20 protein-coding genes and 1 riboswitch are annotated in these 24,127 nt (G+C 46.0%); of the genes, 14 read left to right on the top strand and 6 right to left on the bottom strand.

The window, feature by feature from the left end:
- The first annotated feature begins 4 nt into the window (after window positions 1-4).
- From IBT46_RS12700 to fbaB, 14 genes are all read left to right on the top strand, one after another.
- On the top strand, window positions 5-1,120 hold the full coding sequence (locus IBT46_RS12700; RefSeq protein ID WP_200545966.1) for a glycosyltransferase: 1,116 nt from the start codon (window positions 5-7) through the stop codon (window positions 1,118-1,120).
- Window positions 1,121-1,210: 90 nt separating this feature from the next.
- A complete protein-coding gene (locus IBT46_RS12705; protein WP_200545967.1) occupies window positions 1,211-2,401 on the top strand; it encodes an EpsG family protein in 1,191 nt (396 codons plus the stop codon).
- Window positions 2,402-2,448: 47 nt separating this feature from the next.
- The gene (locus IBT46_RS12710; RefSeq protein WP_200545968.1) at window positions 2,449-3,432 is read left to right on the top strand and encodes a glycosyltransferase family 1 protein; all 984 of its coding nucleotides are present in this window, start codon (window positions 2,449-2,451) and stop codon (window positions 3,430-3,432) included.
- A 59-nt stretch (window positions 3,433-3,491) separates the two neighbouring features.
- A complete protein-coding gene (locus tag IBT46_RS12715; RefSeq protein ID WP_200545969.1) occupies window positions 3,492-4,673 on the top strand; it encodes a cellulase family glycosylhydrolase in 1,182 nt (393 codons plus the stop codon).
- A 195-nt stretch (window positions 4,674-4,868) separates the two neighbouring features.
- Complete coding sequence (locus IBT46_RS12720) at window positions 4,869-6,281, top strand: mannose-1-phosphate guanylyltransferase/mannose-6-phosphate isomerase (RefSeq protein ID WP_200545970.1); 1,413 nt, start codon at window positions 4,869-4,871, stop codon at window positions 6,279-6,281.
- Between the two features lie 15 nt (window positions 6,282-6,296).
- On the top strand, window positions 6,297-7,673 hold the full coding sequence (cpsG, locus tag IBT46_RS12725) for a phosphomannomutase CpsG (protein WP_200545971.1): 1,377 nt from the start codon (window positions 6,297-6,299) through the stop codon (window positions 7,671-7,673).
- A 117-nt stretch (window positions 7,674-7,790) separates the two neighbouring features.
- Window positions 7,791-8,945, top strand: coding sequence for a glycosyltransferase family 4 protein (locus IBT46_RS12730; protein WP_200545972.1), 1,155 nt, complete (start codon window positions 7,791-7,793; stop codon window positions 8,943-8,945).
- Window positions 8,946-9,066: 121 nt separating this feature from the next.
- The gene (gene wcaJ / locus IBT46_RS12735; RefSeq protein WP_200545973.1) at window positions 9,067-10,464 is read left to right on the top strand and encodes an undecaprenyl-phosphate glucose phosphotransferase; all 1,398 of its coding nucleotides are present in this window, start codon (window positions 9,067-9,069) and stop codon (window positions 10,462-10,464) included.
- 74 nt (window positions 10,465-10,538) lie between these two features.
- On the top strand, window positions 10,539-12,014 hold the full coding sequence (locus tag IBT46_RS12740; RefSeq protein ID WP_200545974.1) for an MOP flippase family protein: 1,476 nt from the start codon (window positions 10,539-10,541) through the stop codon (window positions 12,012-12,014).
- A 16-nt stretch (window positions 12,015-12,030) separates the two neighbouring features.
- Complete coding sequence (locus tag IBT46_RS12745) at window positions 12,031-12,978, top strand: polysaccharide pyruvyl transferase family protein (protein WP_200546079.1); 948 nt, start codon at window positions 12,031-12,033, stop codon at window positions 12,976-12,978.
- Window positions 12,975-13,967 (top strand): glycosyltransferase, encoded by a 993-nt coding sequence (locus IBT46_RS12750; RefSeq protein WP_234480106.1) that lies wholly within the window; start codon window positions 12,975-12,977, stop codon window positions 13,965-13,967. Before IBT46_RS12745 ends, IBT46_RS12750 begins: the two co-directional genes overlap by 4 nt.
- 183 nt (window positions 13,968-14,150) lie before the next feature.
- A riboswitch (TPP riboswitch) is annotated at window positions 14,151-14,256 on the top strand.
- Between the two features lie 36 nt (window positions 14,257-14,292).
- Entirely contained in the window at window positions 14,293-15,084 is a 792-nt protein-coding gene (gene thiM, locus IBT46_RS12755) for a hydroxyethylthiazole kinase (RefSeq protein ID WP_200545975.1), read from the top strand.
- The gene (gene thiD, locus IBT46_RS12760) at window positions 15,081-15,881 is read left to right on the top strand and encodes a bifunctional hydroxymethylpyrimidine kinase/phosphomethylpyrimidine kinase (RefSeq protein WP_200545976.1); all 801 of its coding nucleotides are present in this window, start codon (window positions 15,081-15,083) and stop codon (window positions 15,879-15,881) included. The genes thiM and thiD overlap by 4 nt, the downstream gene beginning before the upstream one ends.
- Window positions 15,882-16,059: 178 nt before the next feature.
- A complete protein-coding gene (gene fbaB / locus IBT46_RS12765) occupies window positions 16,060-17,112 on the top strand; it encodes a class I fructose-bisphosphate aldolase (RefSeq protein ID WP_200545977.1) in 1,053 nt (350 codons plus the stop codon).
- A gap of 98 nt (window positions 17,113-17,210) precedes the next feature.
- Here fbaB and IBT46_RS12770 read toward each other — a convergent pair whose 3' ends face one another.
- The 6 genes from IBT46_RS12770 to manD all read right to left on the bottom strand — a co-directional run bounded on the left by IBT46_RS12770 (window position 17,211) and on the right by manD (window position 24,064).
- Window positions 17,211-17,834, bottom strand: a complete 624-nt coding sequence (locus tag IBT46_RS12770; protein WP_105591386.1) for a LuxR C-terminal-related transcriptional regulator — start codon at window positions 17,832-17,834, stop codon at window positions 17,211-17,213.
- Window positions 17,835-18,117: 283 nt separating this feature from the next.
- Window positions 18,118-18,804, bottom strand: coding sequence for a GntR family transcriptional regulator (locus tag IBT46_RS12775; RefSeq protein WP_105591387.1), 687 nt, complete (start codon window positions 18,802-18,804; stop codon window positions 18,118-18,120).
- Between the two features lie 131 nt (window positions 18,805-18,935).
- Entirely contained in the window at window positions 18,936-20,402 is a 1,467-nt protein-coding gene (locus tag IBT46_RS12780; RefSeq protein ID WP_200545978.1) for a mannitol dehydrogenase family protein, read from the bottom strand.
- Window positions 20,403-20,448: 46 nt separating this feature from the next.
- Entirely contained in the window at window positions 20,449-21,732 is a 1,284-nt protein-coding gene (locus IBT46_RS12785) for an MFS transporter (RefSeq protein WP_200546081.1), read from the bottom strand.
- A gap of 96 nt (window positions 21,733-21,828) precedes the next feature.
- Window positions 21,829-22,839 carry a Zn-dependent oxidoreductase gene (locus tag IBT46_RS12790; RefSeq protein WP_200546082.1) on the bottom strand — a complete coding sequence of 337 codons (1,011 nt, stop codon included), beginning with the start codon at window positions 22,837-22,839 and terminating at the stop codon, window positions 21,829-21,831.
- Between the two features lie 10 nt (window positions 22,840-22,849).
- Window positions 22,850-24,064: a D-mannonate dehydratase ManD gene (gene manD, locus IBT46_RS12795; RefSeq protein ID WP_200545979.1), complete on the bottom strand. Its 1,215-nt coding sequence runs from the start codon at window positions 24,062-24,064 to the stop codon at window positions 22,850-22,852.
- Window positions 24,065-24,127 lie beyond the last annotated feature (63 nt).

Consider the following 24,127-nt stretch of genomic DNA (forward strand, 5'->3'; position numbering starts at 1 on the left):
AGGTATGAAGGAAATTTTAGTTTTGAGTCATACGCGTGGTGATTCAGTATATAAAATTGGTAGTCATCACTATGCAAATGGGCTTTCGGAAAAAAATTACAACATAACTTATATTGGAATACCTTATACAGTAATTCATCGATTATTGAAAAAGGATTTTGGAGGTGAAAGACAATTGGTAAATAGTGTAAATGAAATAAAGTTAAATACACTACTCCCGATTACTCTTGATTACAATTCTCTCCTGATAGCTATCAATAAATTTTATGACTACTTGTATGGTTTCTTCAGATTAAGAAATAGAAAAAATAAATTCGATGTTATTATCTGTGATTATCCTTACTTTGAACCCTATCTGAGTATTTTTGATTATTCAATGCTTGTTTATCGACCAACAGATAATTACATTTCTATGTCGGGAGAGAGTGTCATACCCTACGAAGAAAAACTAATCAATAGAAGTGATCTGATTGTTGCAACATCTCAAAACGTTCTTGATAATCTTGAAACGAAGTATAAGATTTCGAATTCAGACAGTTACGTAATTAGTAATGGATTTGATGATAAACATTTTTATTTCAACGAAACTATTGAAAAAAAAGGGGCTGTCTATATCGGAGCAATTGATTATAGGTTCGATCTAGATGGTCTTCAGATCTTAGCTGAGAATTTCCCTGAAGATAAATTTCATATATATGGTCCTATATCTAAAGATCTGATTAAGCGTGCTGAGGAGATATCATCTATATATAGCAACGTGAAATTTTATGGGAAGATAAGTTACAATAAAACTCCTGAGGTACTTCAAAAAGCTGCCGTAGGTTTATTATTGTTAAATGATCATGAGTCTAATATTGGTAGAAGTCCAATGAAATTATGGGAATACGCATCTTCAGGATTGAATATAGTATTTTCAAGAGTTGAGATAGATAGTAGTGATTTGCTTTGTTTATATAAATATGAAACTCAAGCTGATTTAATAAATAAATATTTTGAAGCTAGAAGCCAAGAGTTTAGCAAGGAAGATCTTAATAAAGTAAAGGCATACTCATGGAGAAATAAAGTCGATAAAATTAATTCTATTATAGAAAATAAATCCATTATGAAAAAAGCATGCTAATTTTACAATTAACCTTTTTCATTTTTGTTTTTTTGAATACTGTACTTAATTAGCTAAATAACAAACATTAGTAAAACAGGTTAATAGTGTATGTGGAAAATCAATAGCACTGCAGATGCAACAAGAATTCTCTTTGGGTTTTTATTTTTATCTTCACTTGCATTAAGTGTTGTTTCACCTCTTATAGCCTTTTATTACTCACTTTCGCTTCTTGTACTATTTCCAAAGGAGTTTTCGAACAAGTTTTTAAGGGGCTATGTTAGTGTTGTCGCAATAGTGAATGCTTGTTTGGTTTTTTCTTCGAGGACATACCTTCAGTCAAACAGTGATGATTTTTCTCACTATTATATGGCTTATATTTCAATATTAAATGGGGGAGGGTTAGATCAATATGCAAATGGTCTTGAATTTCTTATTTCTGCTTACTTCAAAATAATAATAATTATATTCGATAAGCTTCCTATACCAGATATATTTTTATGTGTGTCTTTATTAAGTGTTTCGGTATTTTATATATGGCTCGAAACATGTGGTTTAGAAAGTATTGAGGAAGATAAAAAATCTTTATGTGTTGCTTCATGCCTTGCATTTTTTATGTATGCACTATCTACACAGTTGATGAGGCAAATGATAGCGACACCATTTCTACTCTTTGCATTAAGTTATGGATTAAAAAATATCAAAGGGCGTATTTTCCTTATTCTTGCAATAGGTGGGCATCTATCGTCACTACCCCTATATTTTGTTTTAAAAACTTTTATGGGGAATAATCGTAAAGCGCAATACTCAATTTTAGGTGCATTCGTGTTTTTCGGTTTTCTATTTGCTGTTCTATTAAATCATCTGTCAATTTTCGTTGGTTTACCAGTTGTAGGGGAGTTGTTTGCAAAACTTCAGTATTATAATGCGATTAGTTTGCGAAGTAATGCTCCTGATTCTTCGAATACCTTTTTAAAGTATTTAATAGTTATGTTAGCTGCCTACTTATTTTTTGGACAAAACCGTAGTTCTGAATTCAAAAAACTTTTCTACTTTTCATGTGTTTCCTATATTGTGTTAATACCAATACCCTTGCTCTCTTCGAGAGTATTTTTGATTATGTCTGGAGTAGGGTTAGGATACTTTATGTTTCATGCGTTCTACCGATTAAGTTTCGTATATAGAATACTTCTACTTTTATATTTTGCTGTTAGGATCATTACATTAGGTCCAGCATACGTCCCTAAGTTGGATGGTTTTGATCTGTGGTATAGCTATCCTTGGATATATTTTACGTTATAGTCTAAAAATCAAATGTCTTAATTTGATCAGAAATTTTAAGAGGTTTTATGAAGAAGTTTATTTATGACTCTCGATGGAATGGCGAGCATGGGATTGGACGTTTCTCGAGAGAGGTGTTCGAGGGTTTAAATAATTTGGAACCGATTGAGTTGGAAGGGCATCCAGCCAATCCGTTAGACTGTTTCAAGTTGACGGCTTATCTTTCCAAAAAAAAACAGTTTTTTTTTAGTCCGGGATATAATTCACCTCTGTTTTTTTTAAACAGAACTTTAATTACAGTGCATGATTTAAATCATATAGATATTGACTCGAATACGTCCTTATTAAAAAAAGTTTATTATAATTTAGTGCTCAAGCGTGCTTGTAATAAATCGTATAGAGTTTTCACTGTGTCGGAGTTTTCTAAGAAGCGTATTTGTGAATGGAGTGGTGTAGATCCTGACAGGGTTATTGTAGTCGGTAATGGTGTGTCAAATGATTTTTCTACCAAGGGAAGTGCGTTCGAAAGTTCAAAACCTTACATATTTACAGTTGGTAATAGAAAGGCCCATAAGAACGAGTTATTGGCGATTAAGGCTTTTGCAAAATCGGACCTTTTTAATTCACATAACTATTACTTTTCAGGGGTTAGCTCTCCAGAGCTTGATGAAATAATTCAAGACCTTAATATAAAAGATAAAATATTCTTTTCTGGAAGGCTATCAGACCAGCAACTGGCTGAGTTTTACAGAGGGGCAGATGCCTTGCTGTTTCCTTCATTATATGAAGGTTTTGGATTACCCGTTATTGAAGCCATGTCATGTGGTTTACCAGTGATTACTTCAAACAGTACATCATTAAAAGAAATTGCGGGAGATGCAGCTATATTAGTGAATCCCACTAAAATAGATGAAATTGTTAATGCGTTAAATCTTGTTTGCCGAAATGAAGAGCTGAGGTCAGAACTGATTGAGAAAGGTCTTAACCAGGCTTCTAAGTACTCTTGGTCCTCTACTATCAATATGATAGCTAGAGAATTGAATTCTCTATGATTCTGATCATAAATAGTTATTTACAACTCTTTTAATATGCTCATAGTGTCGAGGTGGGAATGTATAAGAAATACATAAAAAATTTTTTCTTGGCAACCGCGATATCTTGTGGCATGTACCATGCTGATTTACTAGCCTTAGAAATTGGTGTAACCACACATGTCCGCAATTACACTAGTAATCCTGCAGATACTATAAAGTTACTAAATGAATATGGCTTTTCTTCATATCGCGAGGATTTCCCTTGGAGTAGGGTTGAACGATCTGCTGGTGTTTATGATTTAGATCATAGTTTGTCGATTCTTGATGAATTCATCAGTGAGTCGGTTAAAAATAAAATTAGCCCCTTATTGATATTGAACTACGGCAATAAGATTCACACCAACAGGAATTATCCAGTTACAGATGAACAGATTGATGCATTCGCAAATTATGCCTTTTGGGTAGCAAGCAAGTATAAAGGGAAAATAAAGTACTACGAGATATGGAACGAATGGCTTGTGAAGTCTGGAGTTCCAAAAAATAATAACGTGCCAAGTAGTGATGTTTATCTCAATTTAGTGAGAAAAACCTCTGAGAAAATAAGAAAGGCTGACCCGAATGCTAAAATTATAACAGGTTCGATGAACCCATTAGTCCCCAAAGATAGAACTTGGATGAAGAGTCTGGTTAAAAAAGGTATTTTAAATTACGTTGATGGTGTTTCTATTCATCCTTACTCATATATGTTTCCTGATAAAAGCTTGAATACACCCACTAAAAATTTAGGAAAGATAGACTATTTTGAGAAGGAACTTGTCAGTATTCATGGCAAAGAAGTACCCATTTACATCACTGAGTATGGGTATCCCAATAATATCGGTGGAAATGGTTTAAGTGAAACTCAATCTTCAAATATGATGATTCAATATACTCTTCTTGCCAAACAAAGGAATTATATCAAAGGGATATGGTGGTATGATTTCATAAATGATGGGCAGAGTGCTATAGAGAAAGAGCATAACTTTGGTTTTCTTACAAATGAACTCAAGCCTAAAGTCTCTGCAGTGAAGTTTAAAGAATTATATAAATCAGGTCTTATGCATTCTACCGTTGAAGAAGTTAGCTCTGATCTTAATTTGAAGAGTTCATCAAAAGCAGTCATTGAGAATCGTAAGTTTATCTTAAATGATGGAAGTAAGAAAGTTATTATTACCTGTCCTATTTCCTTTTATGCTGATACTAGTTGCGAAATTCATTAAGGTCTAAGATTTTAATTTAATTCTTATTAAGAGGGGTTCATCCTCTGAGTCATTTATGTTAATTTTCGCAATCTATAATTATGAGTGCTTTATTTTTATTGCTCAGAAAAATTCGTTGGGTTATTCATAGAGTTCTTTACTAAAGAGTTGAATAATAGAAAAGTTTGATGCCTAATTAGGAACTAAGGTGAAATAATGATTCTTCCAGTAATTATGGCCGGTGGTACCGGTAGCCGTTTATGGCCAATGTCTCGAGAACTTTTTCCAAAGCAATTCCTGCGCCTCAATGGCGAACAATCAATGCTGCAGGATACTGTAACTCGTTTGGATGGTCTGAATGTTTCTGAGCCACTGCTGATCTGTAATGAGCAACATCGCTTTTTGGCTGCTGAACAGTTACGTCAGATCAATCAGCTGTCAAATAATATTATTCTTGAGCCGGTAGGGCGCAATACTGCACCCGCTATTGCGCTTGCTGCTCTGAGCGCTACTGCCAATGGCCAGGATCCGCTGCTGCTTGTTTTAGCTGCCGATCACGTTATTGATAACAAGGATGCTTTCCACCAGGCAATTCAGTTGGCAACGCCGCTGGCTGAACAAGGCAAGCTGGTCACCTTTGGTATAGTTGCGACAGGGCCAGAGACGGGCTATGGCTATATTCAACGTGGTGAAACATATGGTGAGTCAGCGTTTAATGTAAAACGCTTCGTCGAGAAACCGGATCTACCAACTGCCACCGAGTACCTTGCCAGTGGCGAATACTACTGGAACAGCGGGATGTTCCTGTTTAGCGCGAAGCGTTATCTGGAAGAGTTAGGCGAGTTCAGACCGGATATCCTGGCTGCATGCCAGCTGGCAATGGCTGATGTGAAGATTGACTCGGTGCAGGACTTCATTCGCGTAGATCTTGAAGCCTTCTCTGCCTGTCCGGACGAGTCCGTTGACTATGCAGTGATGGAAAAAACAACCGATGCCGTAGTTATCCCACTGGATGCAGGTTGGAATGATGTTGGCTCATGGTCAGCTCTTTGGGAGGTTAACGAGCGTGATGATAATGGTAACGCCCTGACTGGCGATATCTTCACGCATAAAACCTCCAACTGCTATATCAATACCGATGACACCTTGGTAGCTGCAATTGGGGTTGAGAATCTGGTGATTGTTAATACCAAAGATGCTGTGTTAGTGATCGATAAATCGCAGGTTCAGGACGTTAAGAAGGTTGTTGAATTCCTCAAGTCTAATGACCGTCGTGAATACAGAGTGCACCGAGAATCATATCGTCCATGGGGGCGCCACGATAAAGTAGTTGATGCGCCGCGCTATCAGATTAACCGCGTAACAGTTAAGCCTGGTGGCAAGTTCTCCCTGCAGAAGCATCTACACCGTGCGGAACACTGGGTTGTGCTGTCAGGAACTGCAGAAGTGACTCTTGAAGGGAAAACCTATCTGCTGACTGAAAATCAGTCCACTTTCATCCCTATCGGTTCTGTCCACATGCTGGAAAACCCGGGGAAAATCCCACTGGAGCTTCTGGAGATTTCTTCCGGTTCCTATCTGGGTGAAGATGACATCATTCGATTAAAAGACCATTACGGCCATTGCTAACTTTAGGGAAAAAATATGTCTGGTGAATTAACGTGCTTTAAAGCTTACGATATCCGCGGAAAATTAGGTGCAGAGCTTAATGAAGATATCGCCTATCGCATTGGCCGTGCCTACGGTGAATACCTTAAGCCAAAACAAATGGTCCTGGGCGGCGATGTTCGCCTGACAAGTGAAGGCCTTAAGCTGGCTTTGGCAAAAGGCCTACAGGATGCCGGTACTGACGTCATTGATATCGGTCTTACCGGTACTGAAGAGATCTACTTCGCAACCTCATACCTGAAAGTCGATGGTGGCATTGAAGTCACTGCAAGCCATAACCCGTTAGACTATAACGGCATGAAGCTGGTGCGTGAAGAATCAAAGCCAATCAGCGGTGATACAGGTCTGCGCGATATTCAAAAACTCGCTGAAGCTAACGATTTTGCTGCCGTTGATGAAAGCAAGCGCGGTTCTTACAAGCAGCTTTCGATTCTGGATGCCTATGTAGACAAGCTGCTTAGCTACGTTGACCTGAACAACTTTAATCGCCCACTGAAGCTGGTGCTGAACTCCGGTAATGGTGCTGCGGGTCACGTTGTCGATGCCGTTGAGGCCCGCTTTAAGCAGGCTGGGGTTAATGTAGAGTTTATTAAGGTTCACCATACCCCTGACGGTAACTTCCCTAATGGTATTCCTAACCCGCTGCTGCCAGAATGCCGCCAGGATACTACGGATGCCGTTGTAGCTCATCAGGCAGATATGGGTATCGCCTTCGACGGTGACTTCGACCGCTGCTTCCTGTTTGATAACCAGGGTAACTTTATTGAAGGCTACTACATTGTTGGCCTGCTGGCTGCGGCATTCCTGGAGAAAAACCCGGGATCGCGTATCATTCACGATCCTCGCCTTAGCTGGAATACGGTAGACATTGTAGAAAGAGCGGGTGGTGTACCTGTGATGTCTAAAACCGGCCACGCGTTCATCAAAGAGCGTATGCGCCTGGAAGATGCCGTGTACGGCGGTGAAATGAGCGCGCACCACTACTTCCGTGATTTCGCTTACTGCGACAGCGGTATGATCCCCTGGTTGCTGGTTGCCGAACTGCTGTGTGTCAAAGGCAAAACCCTCAGCGAACTGGTTGGCGATCGCATGGCTGCTTATCCTGCATCCGGCGAAATCAATAGTTCTTTAGCAGCTCCAAAAGAAGCAATTGCCCGCGTTCTCGAAAAATATCAGCATGATGCCATCAATGTGGATTACACAGATGGAATCAGCGTTGAGTATGCAGATTGGCGCTTCAATCTCCGTAGTTCAAACACTGAACCAGTAGTACGTTTGAATGTTGAGTCTCGTGCTGAGGAAGCTCTTATGCAGTCAAGAACGAATGAGATCTTGGAAATTTTACGCAAGTAGTTTATTTCTGACAGGTGGGGACACCCACCTGAATAACTCATTTTTTCAAAAATCTTGATGTAAGAATAAATGAATAATCTATTCATCAGGGTTAATATTTAAGCCAGAGGGTATGATATGTCTGCGGAAAAAAACATTGGCATTGTTGTTGATTGGTTAGTGACTTATGCTGGTGCCGAGCGAGTAGTGAAGGATTTTGTGGATGTTTATCCAAACTCTGAGCTTTATTCAGTTGTCGAGTTTTTAAATGATGATGCAAAAAAACTTTTCCATAATAAAAAAGTTAACACTACATTCATTCAAAAATTCCCATCAGCGAAAAAGAAATATCAAAAATATCTGCCTTTTATGACGATGGCCGTTGAGCAGCTTGATGTTTCAAAACATGATGTTGTGCTTTCCAGCAGTCATGCTGTTGCAAAAGGAGTTCTGACCGGGCCCGATCAACTGCATATCAGCTATGTGCATTCCCCGATTCGCTATGCCTGGGATATGCAACACCAATATCTGCGAGAAGCTGGTTTGAATAAAGGTCTTAAAGGATTCCTTGCGAAATGGTTGCTGCATAAAGTCCGAGTGTGGGACTATAGAACGGCAAACGGTGTAGATCATTTTATTGCTAACTCTCAGTTCATCGCGCGTCGAATTAAGAAAGTATACGGGCGTGAAGCTGATGTCATTTATCCACCGGTAGATGTGGATAGATTTACACTGCATGAAAAGAAAGATGATTTCTATTTTACAGCTTCACGAATGGTGCCTTACAAGCGTATCGATCTGATTGTTGAAGCCTTCAGTAAAATGCCGGATAAAAAATTAGTTGTTATTGGCGATGGCTCTGAAATGGCTAAGATTAAGTCTAAAGCCGGAAGTAACGTTGAAATTATGGGATATCAGTCAAACGAAGTTATGGTTGATCATATGCAAAGAGCTAAGGCTTTTGTTTTCGCTGCAGAGGAAGATTTCGGTATTACTCCGGTAGAAGCTCAGGCCTGTGGTACACCAGTTATTGCCTTCGGTAAAGGTGGTGCCCTGGAAACAATTCGCCCTTACGGAGTTGAAAAACCAACGGGAATATTCTTCGATCATCAAACGATTGAATCTGTAATGGAAGCTGTTAAAAAATTCGATGCAATTGACGATGCAATCACCCCGCAAAACTGCCGTGAAAATGCTGTGCGTTTCTCAAGCGAACGATTTAAGAAAGAAATTTCTGGTTACGTCGAGGAGAAATGGTCTTTATTTAACGAAACTAAAAAAATTCGTTATTGATTTAATCATGGTTGGGTTTTATCACGAACTCAGCCTGATTTAAGAACGCAATCATCCTATGCTATAAATATACCTAATCACTTCAGGTTGTTGACCTACAGCTAACAAGAGTGACACTAGAATGACAATTCTACATCATCGAACACGCTCAAATGCCAATGCCTCATTGATATCAATGGTGCAGCGTTTTTCAGATATCTCTATTATTTTCCTGGGTTTATATGTTGTCGCCTATTTCAACGATCGGCAGTTTGACTATAAACATGTATTGATTGCACTCATGGTTTTGGTTGTCTTTCAAATGATCGGGGGAATGACCGATTTCTACCGTTCCTGGAGAGGAGTGAAATCTTCGGCAGAGCTGATCCTGATCTCCAAGAACTGGACGTTAAGTCTGCTACTGACTTTGGGGCTAAGCTCCCTGTTAAGTGACTTTGATCTAAGCTTCAAAATATTCATTCAATGGTATTTGGTTGTCGTTGCTGGTTTTCTTGTATGCCGTATGGCCATTCGTATTGGTTCGGGCATACTAAGAAAGATGGGGTACAACACGCGTAACGTGGCGCTTGTAGGCACTATGCCAGCCGGCATCAACTTGATCAGCAGCTTCCAAGATGAGCCTTGGATGGGCTTTGTTGTTGCCGGTGTGTATGATGAGCAGCCAATTGAAAATACCAATGGTATTAAATACGCAGGGGATTTTGAAAAGCTAATCGAAGATGCACGCGAAGGAAAACTGGACCGTATCTACATCGCGATGAGTATGAAAGATGAGTCAAAAATTAAAGATATTGTCAAACGTTTAACGGATACCACCTGCTCTGTTTTACTGATACCCGACGTTTTCACCTTTAATATTCTTCAATCACGTACTGAAGAAATTAATGGTGTCCCTGTTGTGCCGCTGTTTGATACTCCGCTGAATGGTATTAATATGGTTTTCAAGAGAATGGAAGATATTGTAGTATCATCCATTATCTTGCTATTTATTTCTCTACCTCTGATAGTCATAGCCTGTGCGGTTAAAATGAGTTCTCCTGGACCCGTTATCTTCCGTCAAATTCGCTACGGCATGGATGGTAAACCCATAATGGTTTGGAAGTTCCGTACTATGTCAGTGATGGAGAACGGAGCTAAAGTGACCCAGGCTACGCAAAACGATCCGCGAGTCACTAAACTAGGGAAGTTTTTACGTAACACTTCTTTAGATGAGTTGCCACAATTCTTCAATGTGCTTTTCGGCCAAATGTCTGTAGTTGGTCCTCGCCCTCATGCCGTGGCACATAATGAACAATATCGTTCACTGATCGAGGGTTATATGCTTCGTCATAAAGTAAAACCTGGTATTACCGGGCTTGCACAAATAAACGGTTTCCGCGGTGAAACTGATACTTTGGATAAAATGCAGAAGCGCATTGATTATGATTTAATTTATATCCGTGGTTGGAGTATATGGCTGGATATTAAAATTATATTTTTGACCTTTTTTAAAGGCTTTGTCAATAAAGCTGCGTATTAACTAAGGATGAACCTGATAGTTGTTATCATATGAATCAAGGATTTTAACGACTATCTTACCCAAAGAAGAATCTTATGAGCTTGAGAGATAAAACTGTAAAAGGTGCAAAATGGTCCGCTATCTCGACCATTGCTAACATTGGTTTGAATTTTTTACAGATGACGTTGTTGGCTCGTCTACTGGAGCCACATCAGTTTGGCCTGCTTGCTATCGCGATGGTAGTAATTATCATTGCAGATACAATCTCTGACTTTGGTATATCAAATTCTATAATACAAAGGAAGAGTATCACCCAAATTGAACTATCTACACTCTACTGGATAAATATATTAATTGGGCTGGCTGTTTTTCTTTTTGTTTTTTTCTCAAGTAAGTATATTTCTTCTTGTCTTAATCAGATTGATCTCCAACAACTAATTGAGACTCTTGCTTTTGCTTTTATAATTATTCCACATGGACAGCAGTTTAGAGCGTTATTACAAAAAGAATTAGAGTTTTCTAAGATTGGTTTGATCGAAACAGTTTCTACTCTTGTCGGTTTTTCTGTAACTATAATCTCTGCCCTTATCTATCCATTTGCAATAACGGCTATGTGGGGATATTTGTTTGCAGCAGTGGTGAGAACAATTCTGTTTTCCTACGTTGGACGTAAAGAATATTCCCCAAGATTAATATTTAAAATTAAATCAGTTTCAAGTAATTTAAAGTTCGGGCTTTACTTAACGGCCGATAGTTTAGTTAACCAATTAAATTCAAACCTTGCAACCTTCATTCTTTCAAGAACTCTTGGAGCCATTGTTGCGGGAGGTTATAACTTAGCTTACAATGTTGCCGTTGTTCCACCTACTAGGCTTAATCCAATTATAACCAGAGTTTTATTTCCTGCCTTCTCTAAAATTCAGGATGATAAAGAAAAGCTCAAAGAGGTTTTTTATAAATTATTATCCTTAGTAGGTTTATTAAACTTCCCAGCTTTACTGGGTTTGATGGTCGTTTCAGAGAGTTTTGTTGTTCTTGTTTTTGGTGAGAAGTGGAGATTCATAACACCTATTCTTCAGGTTCTTTGTGTAATTGGATTACTGCGCTCAATCGGTAATCCAATTGGTTCATTGCTAATGGCGAAGGCGCGTGTAGATATAAGTTTTAAATTCAACGTTTTTAAAATGTTTTTGTTTGTTCCTTCAATTTGGATTGGTGCATATTATTTTGGAGGAGTTGGAGCTGCGTTAGGTTTTTTGATAGTTCAGGTAATTAATACATTCTTAAGCTACTTTATTCTTATTAAACCAGTTCTGGGCCCTAGTTATCGTGCTTATGTAAACAGTATCTGGCTTCCGATGAAACTAACCCTTCCAATGGTCGTTTTGACATGGTTATTAGGTGCGTATGAGCCATTTGATATGAGTTTGATTGCTAGGCTTATTTTTCAAATACTAACAGGCTTGATGGTGTTTGCGGTAACATTATTGTTTAGCACTCATCCATTTATAGTAGAAATTAAAAAACAGATTTTTAAAAACCCAAAAATCCGCAGATTTGTGAGAGCGTAAACTAACTATGCATTATATGAATGTTTTAAAAAATAAATTGTCAGTCATCGATGATGTTGTACCACCAGGAAGCAAAGTTGTTTACTTGGATATTCCGCTCCATTTAAATGTCGGTGATTTACTGATCTACAAAGGGACTGAGCAGTTTTTTAAAGAAAAAAAATACCAAGTGCTGGCCCGTCGCACTGACCAAAGTAGTATGAAATTCCTTAAAGAAAATAAAAACCTTCCAAAGGATGTTATCATATTGCTCCATGGTGGTGGTAATTTTGGTGACTTGTACGGTCATCACCAACGGTTAAGAGAACAAGTAGTATTAGATTTCCCTAATCATAAAGTTGTTTATTTACCGCAGACGGTACATTTCAAAGATCCTGAAGAGCAAAGAAAATCCGCGAGTATTATAAGTCAACATAAGAATCTAACAATTTTTTGCCGAGATACTCGCAGCCAACAAATTCTGAAAGAGCAATTCTGCGATAATGTATTCCTTTGTCCGGATATGGCCCACTCATTGTGGGGCGTATTTCCAACTCAGGTAAAAGAAAATATCAAAAAAGATACGTTATGGATGATAAGGAAAGACATAGAAGAGACAAATTTGTCATCATTGGAAGGTAAGCCTGACATTTCTCAATATGAGGATTGGAAAGATATTTGTACAAATAAGGACCGAAACGCCATGCGAATCCTTATTAATCTTGAAAAAGTAAATAAATCAGTGTCAAGTGGAGTTGTTCCTGTATCTAAAATATGGGGTAGTTATACGGATAAATTGGTTGATCGCGTGAATGAATATTTTATGTCTCATGATTTGGTTGTTACATCACGCATGCATGGACATATTTTATGCTGTCTTCTCGGAGTTAAAACTAAACTTCTGGATAATTCTTATGGTAAGAATTCAACATATTTTGATGCTTGGACACAATACGTCCCGGATTGTGAGCTAATTAAATTATGATTAATGATGATTCGTTGCCGACAGTCTCAATAGTCATTCCTGTCTATAATGTCAGTAAATATGTCTTGCAAGCAGTCAATTCCGTGATTAACCAAACAATCAAACCCTTTGAAATAATTATAGTAGATGATGGCTCTACTGATGAATCGGGTGATTTAATTGAAAAACACTATTCTGGTTTGGATTTTGTTAAAATAGTTCATACGGAAAATAGTGGGTTGGGTGAGGCTAGGAATGTAGGAACAAGGATAGCTCAAGGGGATTATATTTATTATTTTGATTCTGACGACTTGCTTGAAGAAAATCTTCTCGAGGAATTTTATAATACTATAAAAAAACAGTCTGATATGGAAATCTACGCTTTTTCAGCAGAATCTTTTCCCGATGAAATTGCACGTAGTGATAATGGGACTAAAGAGTGGCTGCCCACATATCGTAGAGGAATGGAAAAAATCTGTTCTACAGGCGAAGAGGCATTCAACCTGCTTTCCACAAATGAGGTTTTTTTTCCCAATGCATGGCTCTACATATTTAAACGTTCTTTGCAAGTGAATAATAATTTAGAATTCAAAAGGATTATCCACGAAGATGAAGAATTCACACCAAGATTATTTTTTGTGGCTGATAAGGTTGTTATAACTGAGAAGAGTTTTTTTCGCCGCCGCGTGAGATTTGGATCAATTATGCAATCTACACGGTCGGAAAAAAATATTATAGGATATATTAAAAGCATCGATGCTTTGGGATCTTTGCTTTCAATCTCTAATAATCAGCTAACTAAAAAAAATCTTCATAGGCGAATCATTAGAAATATTATTAATATTATCTTGATTTTACATGATCATAATATTTCTTTAAAGGGGGACGCACTTTTGGAATATAAAAAAATCATGAATAATTATGGGAATTTTCTAACTCGTATTGCAAGGATTAATTTCTTCTTATTCCGAGTTGTAAATTTTGCGGCTAAGAGATTAAATTTGGCTTGATGTATTTTTTTCTCATTATTACTTTTATGGTCGAAAGTAGACTAAGTAAAGTACCTCGCATCTTTATTATTGAAGATTGCTTTGTAATGGTTATAGAAAATATTTAAATCGAGAGTATCTGTTCAGATCTCTGTCCTGATTTAATGATTTTTTCTCGATCTTAGTATGTTAGGATATATATAGTTTAATGACTCGGGGTGCCCCTCCTGTTTTCCCAGGACAAGGCTGAGAAAAACCCGCATAACCTGAACTGGATAATGCCAGCGGAGGGAAGTCAGATGCCTCCAACCGGCATCGCCTTCTTGATCGCCGGTTGGGAGTATAGATGAGCCAACCCATTCCCCTCAGCCACCACGATGTGGCGCACTCTCTGGCGCTGTTCCGCCAGCAATCCCCCCTTATTCACTGCATGACCAATGATGTGGTACAGACCTTCACGGCCAACGTTCTGCTGGCGCTGGGTGCATCCCCGGCGATGGTGATCGATGCCGAAGAGGCCGCGCAGTTTAGTGCGCTAGCCAGCGCGCTGCTGGTCAATGTCGGCACGCTGACCCGCTCGCGCAGCGCGGCGATGCTGGCGGCGGTGGAGTCAGCAAACCGTGCAGGGCGCAGCTGGTCACTGGACCCGGTGGCGGTCGGGGCGCTAGCCTTCCGTACCGAATTCTGCCATCAGCTGCTGGATCATCAACCTGCCGCCATCCGTGGTAATGCCTCAGAGATCAAGGCGCTGGCGCAGGAAGCCGTTTCAGGGCGCGGCGTCGATTCCCGGCATCAGTCCGATGCCGCGATCCAGGCCGCACAGAAGCTCGCTTTACAGAGCGGGGCGGTTGTGGCGGTCACCGGAGAAGTGGACTTTGTTACTGACGGTCACCGGACTCTCAGTGTCAGTGGCGGTTCATCGTTAATGACGCGCGTGGTCGGTACAGGCTGTGCGCTGTCGGCGGTGGTGGCGGGTTTTGCCTCGCTGCCCGGCGATCGCCTGATCCACGTTGCCAGCGCCTGCCGCGTGGTATCACTGGCCGGCGAGCGTGCCGCCGCGATCGCATCAGGACCGGGGAGCTTTATCCCTGCCTTCCTGGATGCGCTTTATCTGTTGACCCCGGAGGAACTGGCATGAAGCGGATTAATGCACTGACCATTGCCGGTACCGATCCCAGCGGCGGAGCGGGTATCCAGGCGGATCTGAAAGCGTTCTCGGCGCTGGGCGCTTACGGCACCAGCGTGATCACCGCGCTGGTTGCGCAGAATACCCGGGGCGTGCAGTTGGTTTATCGTATTGAGCCGGATTTTGTTGGCGCGCAGCTGGATTCTGTGCTGTCGGATGTACGTATCGATGCGATCAAAATCGGTATGCTGGCGGAATCCGACATTGTGGAAGTGGTGGCCGAGCGTTTGCAGGCAGCCATCACACCGTGGGTTGTGCTGGATACGGTGATGCTGGCAAAAAGCGGCGATCCGCTGCTCTCGCAACGGGCGGTGGCTACGCTGCGCGAACGCCTGCTGCCGCAGGTGTCGATTATCACGCCAAATCTGCCGGAGGCCGCTGCTCTGTTGGACTGCCCGATGGCGAGCAACGAGCAGGAGATGCGCGAGCAGGGCAGGGAGCTGCTGGCGATGGGCTGCCAGGCGGTACTGATGAAGGGCGGCCACCTCAGCGAGTCGGAAAGCCCGGACTGGCTGTTCACCCGCGAGCTGGAACAGCGCTTTACGGCGCCGCGCGTGAATACCCGCCACACCCACGGCACCGGCTGCACACTCTCTGCGGCGCTGGCCGCGCTGCGCCCGCGCCACGATAACTGGGTGGCAACCGTGCAGGCGGCGAAGACCTGGCTCCAGGGGGCGCTGGAGCAGGCGGATTCGCTGGAAGTCGGGCAGGGGATTGGTCCGGTGCATCACTTCCATCAATGGTGGTAATGAATGCAGGGGCAAACGCGCTTTTGTGCGCATTAGTCTGAAAAATCCAGTCAGCAATTTGCCTGGTTAACCGTTTAGGTTCACCCTGTTGAGGTCAGAAATCAGTCGCATTTCTGAACAGCGGGCCATTTGACCGTTGCTTGTGTCGTGGCCCTCCCTACCTTTGACAGGAGTTATCATGACGGACATCGTACAGTTATTGGGCAAAGAAGCAGATTCTCTTTTGCAACATCGCTGCATGACTATTCCAGCAGACAGCCTCTATCTTCCGGGATCGGATTACGTAGACCGGGTGATGGTTGATAATAACCGTCCCCCGGCGGTCTTACGCAATATGCAAACCCTGTATAACACCGGTCGTTTAGCCGGGACAGGTTACCTCTCTATCCTGCCGGTTGACCAGGGCGTTGAGCACTCCGCCGGCGCCTCTTTTGCCGCAAACTCGCTGTACTTCGACCCGAAGAATATCGTCGAGCTGGCGATTGAAGCGGGCTGTAACTGCGTCGCTTCCACCTATGGCGTGCTGGCTTCCGTTTCCCGCCGCTATGCGCACCGCATTCCGTTTATGGTCAAGCTGAACCATAACGAAACCCTCAGTTATCCTACCCAGTACGATCAAACCCTGTATGCCAGCGTTGAGCAGGCTTTTAACCTGGGGGCCGTTGCCGTGGGGGCAACCATCTATTTCGGTTCCGAGCAGTCGCGCCGTCAGATCGAAGAGATCTCGGTAGCGTTTGAGCGCGCGCATGAACTGGGGCTGGTCACGGTGCTGTGGGCCTATCTGCGCAACAACGACTTTAAAAAAGACGGTGTGGATTATCATGCCAGTGCGGATCTCACCGGTCAGGCAAACCATCTGGCGGCGACCATCGGTGCCGATATCGTTAAGCAGAAAATGGCGGAAAATAACGGTGGCTACAAGGCGGTGAACTTCGGTCACACCGATGAGCGGGTTTACAGCAAGCTGACCACCGATAACCCCATCGATCTGGTGCGTTATCAGCTGGCTAACTGCTATATGGGACGAGCAGGATTGATTAACTCCGGCGGTGCAGCAGCGGGGGATACCGATATTGCGGAATCCGTACGTACTGCCGTGATTAATAAGCGTGCCGGAGGAATGGGGCTGATTCTTGGCCGTAAAGCATTCAAGAAATCAATGAAAGACGGCGTGGCGCTTATTAATTCCGTTCAGGATGTCTATCTGGATAAAAAAGTCACCATAGCTTAATAATATGACAGGCGGACATAAAATATCCGCCTGTCATATCCTGCTACTTGCTATATAAAACACCCTGGTGTTGGCGCAATCTTCCCACCAACAAACGACTAACTCAAATGCGGTACGTGAGTCAGGCTTTTGGCCAGATTGATTATCTGGAACAGCACTTTAGTCCGCTTTGATTTACTTTTCTTCTTCAGATTGTTTTTATGAGAAAGTACGGTCTTCAGCTTGATGTTAATATGTTCAGAAATCTCTACCGAACTTCTTTCTTTCATCCAGAGATTAAGTATTTCAGACTCGCGCTTGCTGAACGACAGCGGTGTTTCATCAGCCGGGTAGAGCCCGACAGGTTGAGTGGCCTGCTTTAACCTGTTGTTTGCAACAAGGTTTTTTACGGTGCTGATTGACACGTTCTGCGCCATAATCACCACGTTCGGCTTGATGTAAATGTAATCTTCAAATGATGAATGAACCACCCGCATAAAGATAATAAACAGGGTTTCCGGATTCATTGCAATCAGTTTTTTTATCTCTTCCCTGTCGTTTTCCGTGTTGTAAACGGATTCGCAAATAAACGCTATTTGCGTGGAGCCTTGCTGTAATAGTCGTGCGCAGTTAGGAAGATTATCCAGCAGATGAATATCCTTTTTTTTACCGCCTGCTTCATTGATAACGCTTTTTAATCCATGGCTGAAATAATCACATTTATTTAATATGATATAACTCATAAAGTACAGCCTTATTTAAGTTGGTTAACTGCAATGATTGCTGTTATTTATTATGAAACACTAAATATCGATAACGAATAGTGATGACGTTGGAAGAAAATCAGCAGGTGCTGATATTAATGAAATATCAGGGGTCGCTAATTACGCCGATCTTGTGATGTAGATCTACTATAAAGGCTCAGTGTAAAGCCGCAAATGTCTTACACCGTCAATTCTTGTCTGTACGCCTCATGAATAGCGAAAAAAGAGGGGCGGGGCGCATTTTTCGCCCCGAAGCGCTGTTTTATACAGCTTCGAACCATTCGCTATTCTGTTCTGCTATCGGAGTTATAGAGAAGATCATCTCCTGCAGATGAGTGCGCATGGCGCTCTCAGCAGCATTAGCGTCTTTCGCCACCAGCGCCTGATAGATTTTCCAGTGCTGCTCTATCAAACTCTCCGGCGGCGAGACCTTGCTGAGGGTCAGAAAACGTACCCGGTCCATGGTGGCCTTGATGTTTTCTACCGTTTCCCATGCCAGCCCGCAGTCAATGCTCTCGGCTATCAGGCGGTGGAACTCATCGTCGAGTACCAGAAAGGCCTGGCTGTCGTGGCGCTCCGCCGCCAATTTCTGCAGTTGCAGGTTGTGCTCCAGCGCGGCAAGCCCGGTTGCACTGGCTTCCTGTGCCGCTCTGCGCACTACGGCCACTTCTACGGCTTCGCGGATAAAGCGCCCGTCGGCCACCCGCTGCGCCGATATCTTGCGTACGAAGGTGCCGCGCTGCGGCAGAACCTGGACCAGCCCGGCCTCGGCCAGTTTGATAAAGGCTTCCCGCACCGGCTGGCGAGAGACGTTAAAGCGGCTGGAGACGTCTTTTTCGGACAACAGGCAGCCGGGAGGAATGGCACAGGTGACAATTTCATGGCGCAGATAGCGGTAAATCTGCTGATTTACCGGTTCGCTGGCGGTAATGGTATATACAGTCGACATTCGGCAACGTCCCTTTAGCGGCAGGTCATCTCAACCCGTCTGCGCATGGTAGCAAAGCGTTCAGTCTAATCAGCAAGATGGCGGAGCGCCAGGGCTTTATCGGCCCCGGCATGCGGGCGGTGCAAATGCGGTCAGCAGTCCGGCTTGACCAGCTGATGAACGGTCCTTTTTGCCCCCTGATCCAGCAGCAGGCGGTAGAAATGACTCACCCTGGCGACAAACGCGGTGCTGGCGGGCAGATCGTGGCCGAATACGCTGCTCAGCGCCAGCAGCGCGGCGACACGTTCGCTGCCCTCCCGGCTCCCGGCCACGCGTTGGGCCAGCTCCGCGCGCAGCGGATCGTTGATGCTAATCGCTTCTCCCTGCTCGCTGACGCCGCCAACGTAGCGCATCCAGCCCGCCACGCCCAGCGCCAGCAGATCGAAATCACTACCGTGCTGTAAATGCCAGCGAATGCTGTCCAGCAAGCGCTGCGGCAGCTTCTGCGTGCCGTCATTGGCAATCTGCGCGGTGCGATGTTTGATGGCGCGGTTGCGATAGCGGGCAATCAGCGAGTCGGCGTAGGCTTCCAGGTCCACGCCGCGGGTGCGCAGGGTTACCGCCTGCTCTGACAGCATCAGGCGGCGCGCGGCCAGTTGAAACAGCTCATCATCCATGCAGTCGCTGATATGCTCGTAGCCTGCCAGATTACCCAGATAGGCGAGGAACGAGTGGCTGCCGTTAAGCATGCGCAGTTTCATCTCTTCGAACGGCAGTACGTCTGCCACCAGTTCGGCCCCCGCCAGCTCCCAGCGCGGGCGTCCGCTGACGAAATTATCCTCGATCACCCACTGGAAGAACGGCTCACACACCACGCCCGCCGGATCGTCGCAGCCCAGCTGTTCGCGCAGGGCACGGTGCGTTTCATCGGTCATTGCCGGAACAATGCGGTCCACCATGGTGGAAGGGAAGGTGAGGTTATCGGCGATCCACTCCGCCAGTTCCGGCTCCTGCTGACGCGCCAGCTGGCTAATCACCCGGCGAGTGACGTGGCCGTTCTCCGGCATATTGTCGCAGGACATCACGCTAAACGGTGGCAGACCCCGTTCACGGCGGCGGCGGATGGCGGCCAGAATAATCCCCGGCAGCGACTGCGGCACATCGGGGTTCGCGAGGTCGTGAACGATCGCCGGGTGTTGCAGATTCAGCTCGCCGCTGGCCGGATGGTGGCAGTAACCTTTTTCGGTTACCGTCATCGATACAATCGCAACCTCCGGCTGGCTTAGCGCGTCAATCACCGCCTCCACGCCGTCCGACTGGCCGTGCAGCGCCTGGGTGACCACGCCAATAATCCGCAGATCCAGCCGGTCATCGGCCATTTCCGCCACGCTGTAGCACAGCTGCTGCTGGCGCAGCGCATGAATCGCCTCGCCGTTGTTCAGATTGATTTCGCAGTAACCCCAGTCGCTGCCCTGCTCGGCAGCCAGCCTGTCGCTGCACACCGCCTGATGCGCACGGTGGAAGGCACCGAAGCCGATATGCACCATTCGCGTTTGTAATGCCTGGCGGTCATACGCGGGTTGCAGCACGCCGGCAGGGAGGTTTTCGACAGACAACATAAATTATCCTTAATTGAAGGTGCGGGGGATCGCCCCGCACAACCATTTAAACTGAAACAGTCTTACTGTATTTTTTCGGCGGACGCACCACCACCAGCACCAGCAGGGCACCCAGCGCGGCGATGCCACCGGCGAGGATAAAGGCGCTGTCGAACTTACCGGTATGCTGCACGATGTAGCCGGTAGCAATCGGCCCGATAATCCCGGAGATGCTGCCGATCAGGTGGATAAAGCCGCTGATGCTGCCGACGCGGCTTTTATGCACCACGTCCTGAATAATCGCCCAGTAGATCGCCCCGGTGATATACAGGAAGAAGATAGACACCGACATCAGTCCAACCGCAGGCACCACGTCTTTCACCGTTCCCGCGCAGGCCACGCAGATTGCGGCGGCGAACAGGCACACCACCAGCACAATTTTACGCGACAGCAGCAGTTTGCCGGTCATGCGGAAAATCTTGTCGGAGATAATCCCACCCAGCGCCAGCCCCACGAAGCCCACAATCCACGGGATCATGGTGGTGATGCTCATCGCCTTGATATCCAGCCCGTGCGACTGCACCAGATAGGCCGGGAACCAGCTGAGGAAGAAGAACAGAATATAGTTGTAGCAGAAGAAGGCGAAGGCGGTGACCAGAATAATCGGCTGGCGCAGATAGTGGCCCAGGCCGTGCTGCGACTGGGACAGTTCTTCCTCGGCGCTCAGCTGCTCGTCTTTCATCTGGGCGATCAGGGCGCGCTCGCGTTCGCTAATCAGCTTGCTCTTCAGCGGGTTATCGGCGGCAATAAAGAACCACACCACCATCCAGATAATGCCGATTGAACAGATAATGGCGAACGCCGGGCGCCAGCCGAAGGCCAGGGACAGATAGCCAATAATCGGGCCAGCAATCGCGCCGCCGAGCGGTGAACCGGCGCTGAGCAGCCCCATCGCGGTGGCCGCCTGTTTTTTCGGGAACCAGCCGTTAATCGCCTTGTTTGCCGAGGCGCAGATCGGGCCTTCCGCCATGCCGAACAGCACGCGCAGGATCAGCATCGACCAGAAGCCGGTGGCCAGCGCGGTAAAGCCGCAGAACAGCGACCACATGCCGACCGCCACGCCGAGGGTGAGGGTTGGCCCGAAGCGGTCCGTTGCCAGGCCGCCAACGAAGTTAAAAATGGCATAGCCGAAGAAGAAGCTGCCGAAAATCAGGCCGAACTCTTCGGCATTCAGCATCAGGTCTTTCTCGATCATCGGCACGGTCAGCGACAGCGCCACGCGATCGAGGTAGTTGATCATATAGACAAGAAACAGCAGCAGTACGATGGTCCAGCGCAGGTTTTTAATCATCATGACTCCTTCCCCTCTTTCCGGCCTGCTGGCGGTTGGGGGCTGTAGGTAGAGGTATTGTGGCCGGAGGGCTGGGTCAAACCCCCCGGTGTTTTGCTAGCTGACTTTTAAAATCACTTTGCAGCAGCTGCGCGGGTCCTTCTCAAACAGGGTCATCGCCTGTTCGATCTGGCTGAGCGGCAGGGTATGGGTGACCAGCTTTTCCGGTTCGATTAGCCCCTGTTCGATCCAGGCAATCACCTGCGGGAAGCGGTTGCTGTTTAGTCGGGAGGTAAACAGCGACAGCTCTTTGCTGGTCAGGCTTTGCTGGGTGATAGCGCAGGGCTCGCCGGAGAAACCGAGCAGGCCGATGCGCCCGGCAGGTGAGGCCAGTGCGGCCGCTTCGGCAAGAATTGACGGGTGGCAGGCGGCATCAATAATCAGCGTTGGCTGCACGCCATCGAGCTGTTCTGCCAGCGGGATTTCGCTGTTGTTCAGCGCGCGATCCGCACCGTTGTTCAGCGCCAGAGTCAGTCGTTCGGTTATCCGGTCGGCGACGATCACCGTTTTCACGCCATAAACGCCTTTCAGCACCTGAATCGCGGTCAGCCCCATCGGGCCGGCACCGTAGATCAGCGCCACGTCGCTGGGCTGTGGCTGTAAAAACGCGGTGATATTGGCGGCGATGGTAAACGGTTCCACCAGACTGGCCAGCGTATCGGGAATGCTTTCCGGCAGCCGCCAGGCATTCGCGGCGGGGGCAAGCGCATATTCGCTGAAGCCGCCGTCGCGATGCACGCCGATCACCTGCAGCTCTTTGCAGACGTTGGGGCGACCGATGGAGCAGGGATAGCAGTGACCGCAGCTGACCACCGGATCGACCGCTACGCGCTCGCCAATGCGCGCGCCGTCCACGCCGTCGCCCACCGCATCAATCAGGCCAAAGAACTCGTGGCCGATGGTACGCGGATAGCGGGCAAAGGGATTATGCCCGTGCCAGATATGCACATCGGACCCGCAGATGCTGGCGTACTGCACTTTCACCCTGACTTCGCCCGCTTCCGGCAGCGGCAGCGGACGTTCCTGAATCTGAAGATCGCCGGGACGTTCAATGACCACGCTTTTCATCATGCTCTCCTTACCAGTTCCACAGCGTGCCGTCTTCCAGACGGGCAACGGGCAGATACGCCGGTTCATAGGGATATTTCGCCGCCAGCTTTTCGTCGAACTCAATGCCGAGGCCCGGTTTTTCGCCCGGATGCATATAGCCGTTATCAAATGTCCAGCTGTGCGGGAACACTTCCAGCATCTGCTCGGAGTAGCCCATGTACTCCTGCACGCCGAAGTTTGGCACCCACAGATCGAAGTGCAGGGCGGCGGCCATGCAGATTGGCGACAGGTCGCTCGGTCCGTGAGATCCGGTACGCACCTGATACAGCGAGGCGAAGTCGGCGATGCGGCGCATGCCGGTAATGCCGCCCGCGTGGGTGATGGTGGTGCGGATATAGTCGATCAGCTGTTCTTCAATCAGCTGTTTGCAGTCCCAGATGCTGTTAAACACTTCACCCACCGCAATCGGCGTGACGGTGTGCTGGCGGATCAGGCGGAAGCTCTCCTGGTTTTCGGCCGGGGTCGGGTCTTCCATCCAGAACAGGCGATAGTCCTCTACGCTTTTGCCGAAGCGCGCGGCTTCGATTGGCGTCAGGCGGTGGTGCATGTCGTGCAGCAGGTGTTCGTCAAAGCCGAATTTATTGCGGATGGCATCGAACAGTTTTGGCGTGAAGTCGAGGTATTTTTCGGTCGACCACAGCTGTTCTTCCGGCTGCGCGCCTTTCGTTGCCGGCTCGTAGGCTTCGCCTTTGCCCTTGGCCATGCCGTAGGTGGTTTTCATTCCCGGCACGCCGCACTGGGCGCGAATTGCCTTAAAGCCCAGCTCTTTATGTTTGGCGTAGTCGTCCATCACTTCATCGATGCTGTGGCCGGTGGTATGGCAATAGACCATCACTCCGGTACGCGATGCGCCGCCGAGCAGCTGGTAAAGCGGCATGTTGGCGGCTTTGGCTTTGATATCCCACAGCGCCTGGTCAACGGCAGAGATCGCGGACATGGTGACCGGCCCGCGACGCCAGTAGGCCCCTTTGTAGAAGAACTGCCAGATGTCTTCGATCTGGTGGGCATCGCGGCCGATCAGCTGCGGGCAGACGTGATCTTTCAGGTAGAACGCGACGGGCAGTTCACGGCCGTTGAGCGTGGCATCACCGATCCCGGTGAGTCCCTGATCGGTGGTGATCTTCAGCGTGACAAAGTTTCTGCCGGGGCAGGTGACAAACACTTCCGCTTTAACAATTTTCATTTCAATTCGCCTTGTTGACTCACTATGGCGCAAAATTACGCTAATGACGTACTACCATACAAG

It is taken from the genome of Erwinia sp. S38 (genome assembly GCF_016624545.1).
Taxonomy (GTDB): domain Bacteria; phylum Pseudomonadota; class Gammaproteobacteria; order Enterobacterales; family Enterobacteriaceae; genus Erwinia; species Erwinia coffeiphila.